Origin of the sequence: Nitrospira sp. T9 (genome assembly GCF_052156535.1) — a bacterium.
In the GTDB taxonomy this organism is placed as follows: domain Bacteria; phylum Nitrospirota; class Nitrospiria; order Nitrospirales; family UBA8639; genus Nitrospira_E.
Genome location: NZ_JBQKUP010000041.1, coordinates 335,280 through 350,314, shown reverse-complemented (window position 1 = coordinate 350,314; position 15,035 = coordinate 335,280). Strand labels below are relative to the sequence as shown.

16 protein-coding genes and 1 pseudogene are annotated in these 15,035 nt (G+C 52.3%); 14 read left to right on the top strand and 3 right to left on the bottom strand.

From position 1 onward, the window contains the following. Nucleotides 1-219: 219 nt before the first annotated feature. The 7 genes from ACTRXD_RS18380 (at nucleotide 220) to ACTRXD_RS18350 (ending at nucleotide 5,675) form a co-directional block, all read left to right on the top strand. On the top strand, nucleotides 220-816 hold the full coding sequence (locus ACTRXD_RS18380; protein WP_442433237.1) for an RNA polymerase sigma factor: 597 nt from the start codon (nucleotides 220-222) through the stop codon (nucleotides 814-816). Between the two features lie 360 nt (nucleotides 817-1,176). Beyond that, nucleotides 1,177-1,395: a heavy-metal-associated domain-containing protein gene (locus ACTRXD_RS18375; RefSeq protein ID WP_442433236.1), complete on the top strand. Its 219-nt coding sequence runs from the start codon at nucleotides 1,177-1,179 to the stop codon at nucleotides 1,393-1,395. Then, complete coding sequence (locus ACTRXD_RS18370; protein ID WP_442433235.1) at nucleotides 1,392-1,532, top strand: hypothetical protein; 141 nt, start codon at nucleotides 1,392-1,394, stop codon at nucleotides 1,530-1,532. Before ACTRXD_RS18375 ends, ACTRXD_RS18370 begins: the two co-directional genes overlap by 4 nt. A gap of 245 nt (nucleotides 1,533-1,777) precedes the next feature. Further along, complete coding sequence (locus tag ACTRXD_RS18365) at nucleotides 1,778-4,210, top strand: heavy metal translocating P-type ATPase (RefSeq protein ID WP_442433234.1); 2,433 nt, start codon at nucleotides 1,778-1,780, stop codon at nucleotides 4,208-4,210. A 187-nt stretch (nucleotides 4,211-4,397) separates the two neighbouring features. Continuing rightward, nucleotides 4,398-4,634, top strand: a complete 237-nt coding sequence (locus tag ACTRXD_RS18360) for a type II toxin-antitoxin system ParD family antitoxin (protein WP_442433233.1) — start codon at nucleotides 4,398-4,400, stop codon at nucleotides 4,632-4,634. Next, complete coding sequence (locus tag ACTRXD_RS18355; RefSeq protein ID WP_442433232.1) at nucleotides 4,627-4,917, top strand: type II toxin-antitoxin system RelE/ParE family toxin; 291 nt, start codon at nucleotides 4,627-4,629, stop codon at nucleotides 4,915-4,917. Before ACTRXD_RS18360 ends, ACTRXD_RS18355 begins: the two co-directional genes overlap by 8 nt. A gap of 92 nt (nucleotides 4,918-5,009) precedes the next feature. Further along, nucleotides 5,010-5,675, top strand: coding sequence for a class I SAM-dependent methyltransferase (locus tag ACTRXD_RS18350; protein WP_442433231.1), 666 nt, complete (start codon nucleotides 5,010-5,012; stop codon nucleotides 5,673-5,675). Nucleotides 5,676-6,279: 604 nt separating this feature from the next. Here the strand turns inward: ACTRXD_RS18350 and ACTRXD_RS18345 are convergent. Together ACTRXD_RS18345 and ACTRXD_RS18340 are read right to left on the bottom strand one after the other, a co-directional pair. Then, nucleotides 6,280-6,459, bottom strand: coding sequence for a type II toxin-antitoxin system RelE/ParE family toxin (locus ACTRXD_RS18345; protein ID WP_442433230.1), 180 nt, complete (start codon nucleotides 6,457-6,459; stop codon nucleotides 6,280-6,282). After that, a complete protein-coding gene (locus tag ACTRXD_RS18340) occupies nucleotides 6,456-6,731 on the bottom strand; it encodes a type II toxin-antitoxin system Phd/YefM family antitoxin (protein ID WP_442433229.1) in 276 nt (91 codons plus the stop codon). Before ACTRXD_RS18340 ends, ACTRXD_RS18345 begins: the two co-directional genes overlap by 4 nt. Before the next feature lie 695 nt (nucleotides 6,732-7,426). Here ACTRXD_RS18340 and ACTRXD_RS18335 point away from each other — a divergent pair. From ACTRXD_RS18335 to ACTRXD_RS18315, 5 genes and pseudogenes are all read left to right on the top strand, one after another. Then, nucleotides 7,427-8,755, top strand: coding sequence for a BamA/TamA family outer membrane protein (locus ACTRXD_RS18335; RefSeq protein WP_442433228.1), 1,329 nt, complete (start codon nucleotides 7,427-7,429; stop codon nucleotides 8,753-8,755). Nucleotides 8,756-8,953: 198 nt separating this feature from the next. Then, nucleotides 8,954-9,151: a hypothetical protein gene (locus tag ACTRXD_RS18330; RefSeq protein ID WP_442433227.1), complete on the top strand. Its 198-nt coding sequence runs from the start codon at nucleotides 8,954-8,956 to the stop codon at nucleotides 9,149-9,151. A 196-nt stretch (nucleotides 9,152-9,347) separates the two neighbouring features. Next, nucleotides 9,348-9,547, top strand: a pseudogene (locus ACTRXD_RS18325) (DUF2281 domain-containing protein). A 490-nt stretch (nucleotides 9,548-10,037) separates the two neighbouring features. Beyond that, nucleotides 10,038-10,256, top strand: coding sequence for a DUF2283 domain-containing protein (locus ACTRXD_RS18320; RefSeq protein ID WP_442433226.1), 219 nt, complete (start codon nucleotides 10,038-10,040; stop codon nucleotides 10,254-10,256). 1,264 nt (nucleotides 10,257-11,520) lie between these two features. Further along, a complete protein-coding gene (locus ACTRXD_RS18315; protein ID WP_442433225.1) occupies nucleotides 11,521-12,159 on the top strand; it encodes a hypothetical protein in 639 nt (212 codons plus the stop codon). 156 nt (nucleotides 12,160-12,315) lie between these two features. Here ACTRXD_RS18315 and tnpA read toward each other — a convergent pair whose 3' ends face one another. Then, the gene (tnpA, locus tag ACTRXD_RS18310; RefSeq protein WP_442433224.1) at nucleotides 12,316-12,639 is read right to left on the bottom strand and encodes an IS200/IS605 family transposase; all 324 of its coding nucleotides are present in this window, start codon (nucleotides 12,637-12,639) and stop codon (nucleotides 12,316-12,318) included. An 873-nt stretch (nucleotides 12,640-13,512) separates the two neighbouring features. On the opposite strand from tnpA, the gene ACTRXD_RS18305 reads away from it, so the two are divergent. After that, a complete protein-coding gene (locus tag ACTRXD_RS18305; protein WP_442433223.1) occupies nucleotides 13,513-13,998 on the top strand; it encodes a DUF1456 family protein in 486 nt (161 codons plus the stop codon). A gap of 498 nt (nucleotides 13,999-14,496) precedes the next feature. Beyond that, a complete protein-coding gene (locus ACTRXD_RS18300; protein WP_442433222.1) occupies nucleotides 14,497-14,850 on the top strand; it encodes a hypothetical protein in 354 nt (117 codons plus the stop codon). Nucleotides 14,851-15,035 lie beyond the last annotated feature (185 nt).

The window sequence follows — 15,035 nt, the reverse complement described above, 5'->3', positions numbered from 1 at the left end:
CCGTCGTCATTAAACATTCAAACCCGCGCACACTGTTGAATGACCAGACATCCTTTTCCTTTCCATTTCCTTTCGAGTCATCATTCCCACCGGCACGTAAATGGAAAGTAATTTTCCAGGTCGTCTCTTCCGTTAGACCTACCCGACCTTCCCGAATGCCGGCCGGGCGTGCTATCGTCTCGCCCTCCTGAACGGGTTGACGACAACCTTGACTAGCACATGAAAACCGAAGTTACATCTGAAATGGGAAAGGATGCCCAACACCCTCCCCTCCTAGATGAGGTGATGAAGCAGTTAACCGATCATCGCCAAGCCTTTCACGCCTTTCTGACCCGCCGTCTGGGTAATCCCGCCTTTGCCGAAGACCTTCTGCAACAATGCTTCATGAAAGCCCTGGCCCATTTCCATTCCATCAAAAAGATGGACCGGATCGTCCCCTGGTTCTACCAAATCCTTCGACATGCGCTGATTGATTATTATCGAAGCAAAGAAACGGACTCAAAACGGTTTCAAGCCTTTCTTGTCGAGACCGAGACACTGGGCACCCATCAGGTCCCTTCGCTGGATGAACTGCAACCGACGATTTGTGCCTGTCTGGATCGCCTCGTGTTCACCCTCAAACCCGAATATGCCGACATCATTCGCCGGATAGATTTGTCCGGAGAATCGCTGCAATCCGTCGCCAAGGATTTACACATCACCACCAATAACCTCACGGTCCGTTTGCATCGAGCGCGCCAGGCCTTGCGCAAGTCCCTGGAAGATTCCTGCGGGATTTGCAGTAAGCATGGGTGCTTGAATTGCACCTGCGAATAAGCCCCAACACCCCTTCTCCCTAAACTTCCACTCCCCACATTCACCTCTCGGCTCGCGAGCGTTGGCCCGCCGTTGGGTAACGAAGATTCATGTTAAACACATAGGGAGTGTTCAAAAAGGTCCGTCCGGCAAGGCCGCAGCCACTTGGACGGGCGGAGTGTACGGAGGAGTACGTGAGCACGGCCAAGGGGCGAGAACGCCGCTGGCGGCCCCTTCGGCCAGACTCAGGGCAGGCTTTTTCAACACTCCACCCACTGTAAGAATTCAATCCGGGCTCCGTCTATATAAACAAACGGGAATGTCGGACACCGAACAGGACATGCACCACACACAGACCAATTTCAACAGACGGAGGTTCCCATGGAAGATCTCACACTCACGATTGAAGGCATGAGCTGCGGACATTGTGTGCAAGGTATCACCAACATCCTTTCCAATTTGAAGGGCGTGAAGGTGGATCAGGTGAAAATCGGGGAGGCCACCCTTGGCTTTTACCCTCAGACCATCACACCCGACCAAATTATTCACGCGATTGAGGAGGAAGGCTACAAAGCCCGGCTCAGCATGGAGGCCGTATGAACACCATCGAATGGATCGTCTTCATCGGTGGACTGACGGCCATTGCCTGGGTCAATTGGTACTTTTTCATGGCCCAAGCCATGCCGGATAAGCCAATTCAGATCCCCGCAGAAACCGGGAAATCATCCACAAGGTGAAAGGGAAATGAAGCCTCGTCTCTCACGGACTGTGTCATTCTGAACGACTCTGTCATCCTGAGTGAAACGAAGGATCCAGCTCAACCCTGAGGGCCTTCGACCTGGGCACAGATCCTTCGCCGAGCGGCTCAGGATGACAGCAGGGTGAGGAGCCAAGCAAGGACGTGCAGATCTTTTACATGCCTGAAAATTGATATCAAAAATCTTACCCATTAACATCGAACATACAGAAAAGGAAAACGGACATGAACACCGTCATCGCAAAACCAGAGAGCATACGATCGCATCCCACCGTGAGGAAACGGGACGAATCGCCTGACATGGGCTCTACCCGACGGGTAAGTCTTTCGGTCGGCGGGATGACCTGCGCGGCCTGCCAAATCCGCGTGCAACGCGCGCTGGACAAGGAACCCGGCGTCATCCAGGCCTCAGTCAATCTTATGTTGAAATCGGCGGAGGTGATTTACGATCCCGGCACCACGACACGGGACGCGGTCAGACAGGCCATTACACAGACCGGGTATGAGGCGGAGATCAATTCGTCGGATCACACCGACCAGGATGAGCAGGCGCAACAGGAACACAAGCAGGCGGAGGAATTTCGATCATTTCGCAACAAGGCGGTGATCAGCGGAATACTCGGGGTGGTTGCCATGGTGCTCTCCATGCCGCTCATGAGTGCCGCACCCACACACCCGCACGGTGGGGTGACCGATCCGTTCATGCACTGGATCATGAGAGGGATGACACCCGTCCTCACATCATTCGCCCCCGACCTCTATGCCATAAATCCAAACATCCTGGCATTCACCCTGCTCGTCATGACCGTCTTCGTCATGACCTGGGCAGGCAGACATTTTTATACGCGGGCCTGGGCCGCCTTCCGCCACCATTCCGCCGACATGAATACCCTGGTGGCCGTCGGCACCGGCGCAGCCTTTCTTTTCTCCCTCCTGGCCACTCTCGCACCCGAGATCTTTCTGAGCCGGGGCATGGCGCCGGAACTCTATTACAAGGCCGTCATCATGATCATCGCGTTGATATTGACAGGAAATGCGCTTGAATCCAGAGCCAAGCGCCAAACATCGGCGGCCTTGCGAAAACTCATGACGCTTCAACCACGAACCGCCCGGATCATCAGGGATGGCCTGGAACGGGAGATTCCGGTCGAAGACATGCGAACCGGAGACACCGTGCTGGTCCGTCCCGGAGAACGCATTCCGGTGGATGGCACCTTGCTCGCCGGAACCAGCTCGGTCGACGAATCGATGCTGACGGGAGAATCCATGCCCGTCGACAAACAGCCCGGCGATCGCCTGATCGGGGGCACCATGAATACCACCGGGGCATTTCAGTATCACGCCACAACCTTGGGCACAGACAGTGTGCTCTCGCGCATTGTGCAACTCATGCGTGAGGCCCAGGGATCGCGCGCACCCATTCAAAAACTGGCCGACCGTGTCAGCGGGATCTTTGTTCCCGTCGTCCTCTCCCTGGCGATTGCCACATTTATGGTGTGGTTTGTAATGGCGGATACCGCCCCTGCCATACGCGCTCTGGTCGCCGCCGTGTCGGTGCTGATCATCGCCTGCCCCTGTGCGATGGGATTAGCCGTGCCCACGGCCGTCATGGTGGCCACCGGAAAAGGAGCCGAACTGGGCATACTCATCAAAGGTGGAGAAGCGCTTCAACGGGCAAGCCAGGTCACCACCATCGTCATGGACAAAACCGGCACCCTCACCGAAGGACAACCGGCCGTCACCGAAATTCTCCCGGCCCCCGGCACCACCCACAGCGCACAAGAGATTCTTCGTCTCGTCGCCTCGCTGGAAAGTTCGTCGGAACATCCGCTCGGCCAGGCCATCGTGCGGCATGCCGCAACCCGGAAATATTCGTTGTCTCCGGTGCACGCGTTTCTGGCGATGACGGGACGAGGTGCCGTGGGGATCGTCGAAGGCTACAAGATCGCCGTAGGAAACCACGCGCTGATGTCTGAATTGAAAATCCAGACCGGCGCAATCCAGCAGGATGGGGAGCGATTTGCCAGGGAAGGAAAAACCCCCGTGTATGTGGCCATCGACGGAACCGTGGCAGCCTTAGTGGCCATCGCCGACCCGCTGAAAGCCTCTTCTCGCGACGTCGTCGGCCATTTGCACCGGCTCGGGTATCAGGTGGCGATGCTCACAGGGGATCATCAACAAACCGCAGAAGCGGTAGCACGAATGGCCGGAATCACACGGGTCGTGGCGAATGTTCTTCCCGAAGGAAAGGTGGCGGAAATCAGGCGGCTCCAGGCAAAAGGAGAAGTCGTCGCCATGGTCGGTGATGGCATGAACGACGCACCCGCCCTCGCCCAAGCGGACATCGGTATCGCCATGGGGACAGGCTCCGATATTGCCATCGAGGCCGGCGATATCACTCTCATGCGCAATGACCTGCAAGCGGTCGGGTCCGCCATCGAGTTGGCCCGGCAGACCATGAAAACCATGAAGCAAAATTTATTCTGGGCCTTTATCTATAATGTCGTAGGCATTCCGGTTGCGGCCGGCATCCTCTATCCCATCTGGGGCATCATGCTCAGCCCCATCCTGGCCAGTGCGGCCATGGCCTTCAGCTCCGTCAGTGTCGTCACCAACAGCCTCCGCCTCCGTGTATGGACGCCGGCAGAGCGAACATGATGAGTCAACATCATTGACGCAACCACCGGACAGGGAGCCTCCCCGCTCCCTGCCCGGGCACTCATCCATTTTTCTCCGCCATTCCTGCTGGCCCTCAAGCATTCACCCTCACATGTGATGTCTGCGCCTAATATCTGGTTGGAACGGATTGCCCATCTATGCCAAAATGAAAAACGGAGGCGAGTCTATGGCAACGATGAATGTGTCGGTCCCCGATCCCATGAAGGACTGGGTGCAGGGCCAGATTGAAACGGGAAAATACGCAAACGCCAGCGAGTACGTGCGTCATCTGATCCGGCGGGATCAGGAAAAGATCGAAGTGTTGCGACGGGCACTCCTTGAAGGAGACCGCAGCGGTGTGAGCCGCCGGAAAGTTGAGGATATTATGAACGATGTGAAAAAACGATGTGTGAACAATGAGTGAGTATCAACTCTCAAAAAAGGCAGACCAGGACCTCCAGCGAACCTATGAATTTTCCATCCAGCAATTCGGGCAAAATGTGGCGGATGAATATTTCCTCTCGCTCAGGGATTGCCTGCTGCAGGTGGCCGACAGTCCAACATTGGGAAGAGATTGCAGTGAAATTCTGCCCGAGTATTTCCGGTTCGAATGTGGCCCCCACTCAATTTTTTACAAAATGGGAAAGAAGCGGATTGTGATCGCCAGAGTCATCCACCAAAGTATGAATCCGGACATCCACATGTAACCAGTCTGGATTGCTCCGCCACTTTCCCAGGAATTTCCCCTCCCCCATCCTCCCTACTGAGATCATTTCCAAAGAAATCCGTCAATACACACATGAAGTATTGTCTGCAATTACACAATCAGCAATGGCAATTGATCGACCAGGATGCGCCGGACATGACGCCGGTGGTCATTGACTTTGTGTCGGGCAAAACCGCGTACCGGAGAAAATATGGCCACGCCGGTGGGGAGGCCATCAGCAAAGCCGTCGGCATCAAAAAAGGCAAACGCCCGACGATTGTGGATGCCACCGCCGGATTGGGGCGTGACGCCTTTGTGCTGGCCACCATGGGCTGCCGCGTGCATATGATCGAGCGATCGACAATGATCGGCACACTCCTGGAAGACGGCTTACGTCGCGCCGCAGCAGATGAGAAAATCGGCGCGCTCATCAAAGACAAGCTGACGCTCACCTGTGGCGACAGTCGTCAGGCGCTGCTCCAGGTGGCGTTTGCACCAGAGGTCATCTATGTCGATCCCATGTTTCCCGTAAAAGACAAATCAGCCTTAGTCAAAAAAGCCATGCGAATGGTACAGGATGTCGTCGGCCAGGACACCGATGCCGATGAATTACTGAAGGTCGCGCTCACGATTGCCACAAACCGTGTCGTCGTCAAACGCCCGGCCTCTGCAGAGTATCTCGCCGGGATCAAACCCCAAGCCTCCATCAAAACCAAAAAACACCGCTTCGACATCTATCTCATACCCAAGAAACAGTAGCGCCCCAATCATCCTGCACCACTCAGTCATCCTGAGCCACTCTGTCATCCTGAGAGAAACGAAGGATCTAGCAAAGCAGTGGCACCTACAGCAAAAGCACCAACCTTTCGCCCTTGCACTAGATTCTCCTAATCAACCAAAAAGCAAACGAAAATAAATATGCCAAGGCCCACGTACTCAATCGACGCCTGCCGGCTGGCCCCAGGGAGGGACGCTCTGAGCATTTGGCGGACCTTGTCTGAGCAAAGCGAGTTGGTCCGCTCTTCACAATGTTGGCGTCCCTCCCCTCCCATGAGGCCAGACGGGGCGTCAATGGTTTTGGGTCCTTTTGCCGAAACAAAAGTGGCTCGGTTCCCATTCTCAACTCATCCTTCAGCTGAACCTTGTATGAGACCTGTTCATAAGCAATGAGAAAAGAGCCGAATAATGCTCAAAAGGCCTGAACGGGCAGCCGTCACAAAGTGAGGAGTCGCTTGAGTATGATATCTTCGATATTTTGGCGTGCGTCAAGAACGGAGAGAACAAAAACTTTTTGCCCTGCAATTCGATAGATGATTCTCCAGGGAGACACAATCAATTCACGGTATTGCAACACCGCTTGGGCTCAGAGTTCCGGGATAATTCGGCCTCGCATTGGAGCCTGATGGAGTTTTGAAGCGGTTTTCGTAATTTTTCGCAGAATCTGTAAGGCCCGGGAAACGCTATCCTCGGCGATGTAAGCAACAATCGTCTGCAGGTCATTTTCCGCAATTTCCGCCCAAATGACCTTATAAACCTGTTTCATCGTCGCTGCAATCGAGACGCTAAGTTCTTGAATACCTCAGCTTGGGTTCGCGTCTTGCCGTCCTTAATATCTTCTTCTCCCTGGGAAATCAGCCTTAACAGGCCAAGGGCATTTCTCATATCCGCATAACTTTGGGGATCCTGAAGGACGGCTTTGGGTTCACCATTTTGTGTTATGACGACGGGACGATGGGTAGTATTTATTTGGTCTAACAATGCGGCCGCATTCGCTTTGAGGTAGGAAATCGGTTTGATGTCTGACGTAATTTTCATACAGAGCCTCCTCGATCCTTAAGTCGTACCATATTCAGTCTGATACTGACAGGAAAAACTATCCCCATACCACAAAAGTTCACACCGAGTGAATGTTCAATAAAGTTGGAGCACGCATTTTTCTTGACTTGATCCAATGTATTCCTCCTGACCTCAGGCTTTCACCTTGTTTCTTACCTCATTACAACCACTGTCGCTCAAATCACCAGACAGACCGTTGCTCAGACGACTGCCGGCTGGCCCCAGGGAGGGACGCTCTTAGCATGTAGCGGACCTTGTCTGAGCAGAGCGAGTTGGTCCGCTCTTCACAATGTTGGCGTCCCTCCCCTCCCATAAGGCCAGCCGGGGCGTCAATGGTTTTGGCCACTTTTGCCGAAACAAAAGTGGCTCGTCGTCCGGGGGCGAAACCCCGTCAGATTCTATAACACCCAATTTCATCGAGTGCCCGAGCGATTCGATACGCGTTCACCCTCAACACCCCACCGCCAAATATACATGCAGAATAATTCTGTACTTTTTTTAAATGGGTTGGGTAGCATGGTCGCGGGTTCGTTGATGAATCAGATTCGCGCCTGATCAAGACACATCAGGCGAATGGGACAGGGGAAAAATATCCATCGAACGTTTCGCCATATAGAATGATGAATGGTCGTCGAATCCGCTGCGTCTCGTCCTGCATATCCTGGGTCCTGCCGATGCTCCTCCTCTTCGCGCTTCCGGTGGAAGCCGAAACGAGCGTCCCCGCTTCTGCCGCGGTCGAGAAGGAGGTGGTCTACGACCCTTATCGAGGAATGGACCAGAATGGCCGGATTCCCAGCATCGACAAAGCCGCGCTTGTCACCAAGCCCGAACGCTGGCGCTATATCCCCGCGGGCCGACTCAAGCCCGGCGGGTTCTTCGAGCGCTTCCTGGTCTCGAGCTTCCTGCTTCCTTTCTTCTTCGCCAACTCCGCTGTCGGCGCCGGATTGGGGGTGGCCATCACCGACATCGATTTTCGTGCGCAACGTCGTCGTGAATTCCTTGGGGCCTTTCTCTCCCACACGACCGAGGGCCAACAGAGTTATGTATTGCGGTGGCGACGGTGGCTCAAGCATCTCGAAGTCCCCACGGGTGGCGTGCTCCAGGAAGAACGCAGTTTCGTCAGCGCGGGCGGGGGATATCGCAAGACGCTGACCAGCCGCTTCTTCGGAATCGGGCCATCGACCAAGGAAAGTCAGGAGACAAGCTATACCGACCAGATCGCCTTTCTCGAACTGGGTCTCTCGAAGTCGCTTGAAGGATCGTTTGAAGACGTCGTCCTCGAGCTGGATGTGCGAGGGGAACACCACTGGCTCAGCCGGGGCCGCGTTGGGGGCGCCGGGCAAACCGACAGGGAGTTTCCCGGGCTCTTCGCCGAGGCGGATCCCTATGCTCTCGGGTGGATGGGCGGCGGCATTCGCTGGGATACGCGTGACAGCCAGCGCAATCCCTACCGCGGGACGGTCCTGGGCGGGAGAGTCGATGCCGCGCTTCTCCAGAGTGATTGGAACCGGGGTGTAATCTACCAACTCTTCGGCGACCAGCTGATCCCCGTTCCAGGGCTCTTCCACGATGGAGGAGACGTGGGCGAAGAGCATCCGCCGACCGACACCATCGCGCTCCACCTCGAGAGCCAACTAAGCTCCGGCAACCTGCCGTTTTTCGAGCGGCCGACCCTCGGCGGCAGCCGGGTGCTACGCGGGTACATCGCCGGTCGCTGGCGGGATGATGCGGCCTGGGCTGCGGCCACAGAATATCGCGTCTGGGTCCTCCCACGCGGTTTCCCCATCTGGCGATATCTCCGGATCGAGCGCCTTGGGCTGGCGCTCTTCTACGAAGTCGGCGGTGTCGCAGAGAACGGATTAAAATTCTTCCAGGAACGCGTGCGCCAGAGCTACGGGGTCAGCGCCCGATTCACGATCGAGCGTGCGGCCATCTTTCGCGCCGATTTCGGATTCTCGGAAGACGGGATGAATTTCACAGCAGGCTTCGGCCTCCCCTTTTAACCTCTACTCCATGAAAGAAAACCAGACAGATCGTTGTTCCGACGCCTGCCGGCGGGCCCAAGGGAGGGACCCTCTCCCACTCCGTCATCCCCGACATTTGTTCTCGGGGATCCATCTTCCTTGTATTGTCTGAGGCATCCCTGTCCTGGTGGCCTGGCCGAGCAATGCAACCGGCACCGGAAAAAAGGCGACGAGTGTTTGAACCCTTCGGCGTTGGCTCAGGATAAACCCCGCGAGTTGGGCCGCCTGCGCGGGTTTACCTCGGTACGCTTTCATTTTGATCCGACGCCTGCCGGCTTGCCCCAGGGAGGGACGCTCTTATCAGCTAGCGGACCTTGTCTGAGCCCGGCGAGTTGGGCCGCTCTTCAAATGTTTAGCGTCCCTCCCCTTCAATAAAGCCAGACGGGGCGTCAATGGTTTTGGCCACTTTTGCCGAAACAAAAGTGGCTCGCCGTACGGGGGCGAAACCCCGAATTCCCTGACTTCGCCTGCCGGGCCGACCCTCGGCCCTACAAAATTCTGTACTTTAAGCAATAGGTTGGGTACATTCGTTCTAAGGAATCCCTTAGAACGAAAAAAAGAGGCGCACACCATGTCAACGGCAGAACAAATCATGCGAGAAATTCAAAAACTTCCCGAACCTTTAGCGAAGGAAGTCTTAGATTTCATCGGGTACATTGAGTTGAAACATGGGCCAAAGACAGACTAGCTGAGGAACTCAAGCTCGCCCAGACTCCGGCCATGAAACATATCTGGGACAATGCTGAGGATGAGGTTTGGAATGACATGTAGCGCCTATGACCTTGTTCTGATTCCCTTTCCCTACAAATGACCTGAGTCCCTCAAAAAAGAGCCCACCCTTTGCCACACAGCACAACCTCGGAAAAAGGAAAGAATGGGCAATAAACAGGCAAGAATTAAAAGCCCAGAAAAATGCCTGATAATTCCGTGGCAATTCGTAGAAAAGTCTTTCAGGGAATGAAATGAAGGACTGGCTTTTCCAGGTGGAATCTCCGCTGGGCCTCACTATCCGGTGTACCCAAAACTACTGGACATTCATCGTTTCAGAAAAGCACCCTCTTTTACGTGGAAGGGAAAATGACATTCAGCAAATACTAAGGGAACCCACTGAAATTCGTCGAAGTAAAAAAGACCCACACGTCATATTGTTCTATGGTGAATCTCAGGCACGATGGCTTTGCGCGGTTGTCAGAAAGGAAAACGGGACAGGATTCTTGATTACAGCCTATCCAACCGACATAATAAAGACAGGAAAACCAATATGGACAAGATCAAAGTAATTCATGACACCGTGGGCCATACCTTAACAGTATGGTTGGATGATCCTTCCCTAGAGCATGTCTGCGAAGAAACAAATGAAGAAGTCATTCTCATGAAGGATAAAGCCGGTCACGTGATCGGGTTTGAAAAACTCCATTACACACCTGCCAACTCACAGAAAACACTTGCCGTCGAAACCGTGGTTCAAACCGGGCCTTAAGCAACCCGGAGCGTAGGACGTTCCAACGCCATGTACCCTTCTCCACCTTCTCTTAATTAAAAGGGTTTTCCGGAAACCTTCATTCCCTCTCACCTTTTCGCACAGCCCTATCATTTGCGCCATCCGTCTCAACCATCCATCTTCTCAACTCCGTCATTCCCACCGTGCGCTCTCGTTCATGGAAGCCCCTAAAAAATTCTTCTCCTATGGTCCGACGCCTGCCGGCTGGCCCCAGGAAGGGACGCTCTTGTTAGCAAAGCGTGTCTGAGGGGAGCGAGTTGATTCACAATTCTTCCCTAGGCTCCCCTGGCCTTGTGGCATGGCCGAGCAGTGCAACCGACACCGGAAAAAAGGCGGGCAGTGTCCGAGCGCAGCGAGTTTGCCCGCCGCCGGGGCCGGTGAACCGCGCAGGACACCCGAAGGGCCATGCCACGGCCAACATGGTTTTGGCTACTTTTGCCGAAACAAAAGTAGCTCGTCGTTCGGGGGCGAAACTCCGCCCCCCCTCTTGAAATCTCAAGGCCTTCTCGCGAGTCCAATCTAGAGCCATCACAAAATCATCATAACTTCAAAAGAATTTTCCCAATTCAAGTTATCAGACTGCAGAACAATACCCCTCGAAATTTCGCGGAAAAAAAGTGGAATCAAAGCAGGTCTTTATTTCCGAAAAGAAACCTGTGCAAATGTCTTTATCCGAATTCCATAATGAAAAATCTCTCCTCGTTCCGGCATGCCCGCCGTGAGTGATCGAGCACCTATCTTCCTCTCCATCATTTCTTCTCCTCGCTGTCATCCTGAGTTCCGACGAAGGATCTGAGCCCAGCCCAACCCCGCACATCGCCACGCGACGACCCTTCGTTATCCGAGACATATTCAATCCGGCATCCGTGACATATTTAAATTCACACATAAAATCTTCAGAACACCCCCACCCCACCGACAAAAATTCATGAACAAAGTTTCTGTACATTTTTCAACGAGTTGGGTAGCATGTCGAAGTGGCAGAAATTTCTAAACAAAGAAATCTACAATCAGACCAAAAAGCATCACGAATTCGCAATTCTTTGCAAAACTACACATTAGTAAGATCCAACCCTCAAAAAACTTGTTAACAAGAAATAGTTACATGGGGAGTTTCTTACATCCAGAGAATACCCTCATGAAGCCAAAGGAAACCCAAGGATCATTCTAAGAAGAATAAAAGGTAGCAACCAATTCCCTTAGATAGCCAGGTTTCTCAGAATTTTCTTTAGTCGCAAAAATTATGTCATGGAAGCAAAAAATAGAAGATCACCCACTGGTTTTCTTTTTCAGCATCTTAGTCACTGGATTCTGTGCCGGAGTTGGCGCCTATCATTCACTATTGTCCATAGCGACATTAGAACCTATCCAAAAAAATAGCTATGTCTTAAAGGAGGCACTTAAAGATAATTATGTAAGTAGAGAAAAGTATGTTGAATTAGCCGCTCAACTGAAGAAAGGCCATCAAAGCCTCGAGAAAAACCTAGAATTGAATTATGTCGATAAACCCAAATATGATTCGCTCGCTAAACAATTAAAAATATATAGCCATGAGTTATCTGTACTACGCGCCAATTTAGATTCAGTTACCAAGAAGCTGATGGTAGAAAGACGCCAATTTGATCAAGAAAAAAAAATGGCGGAAAAACGTGAAGAAGAACTCACTAAGAGAATTGCTCAAGAGGAGTGGAAAGTGAAGCTTAGAGCAACTGAAGCCCAAGAGCGAATAGAGTATATACGAGCCTGTGTTATGCCTGATCAAGTTACCAGTAGTTTACACGGAAGTAGTAGATTCCCTGGTACTTCGGCCTCACAGTGCGCAAATGAATATGACAAGATGAAACAGAGTGGTAGTATGAATATTTTGAGGGAAGAAAAATAAAAAATCTTTCTCAAAATGAAGAACCCCGCAGCAAGCTGACGGGGTATCGAAGAGTTAGAAGAGTTTTAGTTGTTGGACATCTTCTTTGGGATAACCTTGCCGTTGGACATACCGCTCCACCATCTGCCAGTTGGCGCGCTCGCCAACCGTCGCAACTTAATACCCATCCGACCACAATTCTCCGCCCCACAGCTCACGCTTGACGGCTGGCTGTCGTCGGAAGATTTCTCGAGCCGTAATACTCCTGAAGATATGCACGAGCCGTCCTGGCGCTACTTTTGGATGAGCACGGCAAAGTACATGAATGTGATTCTTATCCGTGCCAAGAGCTTCCATTTCAATGGGATACCGTTCTTCAATACTTACGGCGGTCTCTTTAATAATTTTTGTGACTTTCTCGTCTAACAGCACCTTCCGGTACTTGACCGGAAAGACAATATGGTAATGGATTTGCCATGCACAATGAGAACTCTTTCGCACTGGCTTGTCATCTTGAAGTCTCACGCTTCATGAGGGTAGCAAAAAAAGAGGACCCCGTAGCAAGCTAACGGGGAATTTTCAAGTTAAATATTAACAGCCGTACAAAATAAGAGAGCGATCTAAAACCTTTGTTACTCAAGTTGACGAAAAAGGTAGCAGTCAGGGTCAGGGCTTCATTCATTCATTCATTCACCCACCCTTCCTGCCTTGTTTACAAATCTCCAGAGCTCTCCGCTCCTACCCCTTTCCTATTGACCGCCATCGTGTTGGAGTAGGAGGAACTTTTTCTTTTCGATTTTCTATGATCGTCTCATCCTGACTAAGAGATAATCCTCCCTTTGGCGTGGCCGCGGAGCGCAGCCAACATCGGAGATTCCGCGAGGACTGTTTAAGCCCTTCGGCTTCGGTCAGGACAGGCTCCGCGAGTTCCGCTTCGGAACAAACCCCTACAAGGGCGAGGGAGTTTCGGAATTGTTATTGGGTTGGTGGTGGGGTCGTGACTTCATACGTTAAACTGCTTCTGGCTTGGGCTGGTCCTGCTCAATGGGACAGTCGAGAGACTCACACGTGAAAGAACATAATGGGAATGTTGAAAAAAGCCCCCAGCGGCGTTCTCGCCGTTTTGTCGTGCTCACGTACTGAGGATACGCTCCGGGCGCCAATATGGCTGTGGCCTTGCTGGATGACGTTTTTGAACATTCCCGTCAGCTGCTGATGCCTAAATTTTTCTCGTGCATATTCGAGTGATTTTTGAGATTTATTCAACAAGGCCATAATGGCCGGTGTTATAATTGCGTTCGCTGATGAAAAAATTCGAATCCAACTCTCACCAACTCGTGGTGAAGGGAACCATGAAGTCACGGGAACACAGACATGAACAATAATTATTGCCTGCGTCGAATTCGCTACATCCTGGATTTTGGTGATTCCAAAATGATCGATGTCTTTGCGCAGGCCAACCAGATCGTGACACGAGCAGAGGTGAGCGCATGGTTAAAAAAAGATGATGATCCAGATTTTGTGGAATGTCCTGACACCATGTTCGCCACGTTCCTCAATGGTTTGATTAACGCGAAGCGTGGCAAGAAAGATGGCGCGCAGTCTGAACCAGAACAACGGCTCAACAATAATATTATTTTCGTCAAACTGAAAATCGCCTTCAATTTACAAGCCGATGACATATTGTCGATATTGGCTTTGGCTGATTTTCGTATAAGCAAACATGAGCTGAGTGCATTTTTTCGCAGACCTGATCATAAACACTACCGCAAATGCCAAGACCAAATTTTGCGGAACTTCTTGAAAGGCCTTCAACTTCAGTATCGTCCCGAGATGGAACCCGACGAACTCTTTCAATAGCCACCCCTTGGAGTCGTGGGGAAAATCTTTGGTTGACTCATACTCTGCCTCTCGCAGTGGCCCTGTTCAGCCTCGCTTCGTCAATTCATCAGTTGTTCAATTTTTTCTGTTTTTGGGGGCAAGTCTTGCAAGACGATATCTTTACTGCCTTGTCTTGGTAGCTCCGGGGCTCTTCTTCTCTCTCCCTGTTTTTGTTTGAAAAACTTCGTGTTGGCGTGAGAGGGCATTCTGCTTTTCTGTTTTCTCTGGGCTCGGATGGGTGAAGGATTGAAGATGGATGCCCGCTGACGAACTTGAGGGATGACGGAGGAACATAGCGTTTCGATAGGCGGGATGAGGCTGGGCTCAGATCCTTCGCTGCTGCTCAGGATGACCATGTGGAAGGAGGCTCAGGATAACAACCGGAGAGCGTCCTCCAACGACTGGAGGAATGACGGGGAAAGAATTTCGGTGTAAAATCGTTATGTTACTTTCTCACGTTGTTTAAAAGGGTGCGGTATGCGTGTGCTCTTCATCCTGGCCGCGGTGCTTTTCTCGCTCCGGTTTGCCTGGGCCGAGATGGGCTTTGACGAGAAGTACGAGCGCGACTACAACATCTTCAATCCGGCCAATCGCTATGTTCCGGACAACCCCCTGAACCCTGCCCAAACCTATGCTCCCGACAATCCGTTCAATCCTGCCAACCAGTTCGATCCCGGGAATCCACTCAACCCCGCCAATCGTTATGTTCCCAATAATCCCTTCAATCCCGCTAACCAATACAATCCGGATAATCCCCTGAACCCCGCTAATGCCTATAATCCCGCCACCCCCTTCGCACCCCTGAACCAGCCTTCACGCGGCAATCGGTAAGTGCGGTCTCACGTTCACTTTATAAGTCCATTAGCGTTTGCAGGAATAACCCTATGGCGAAAAACTGTGATTACGATACTTGCGAGCGCTCCGCCCTTCTCCGACTCTATCGGCTGAAGCGGTCTTGAATGAGAAGAGCCTTTTTGGTTTCCTTACCTCTCGCTCTGGTGCCGGAATAAAGATGG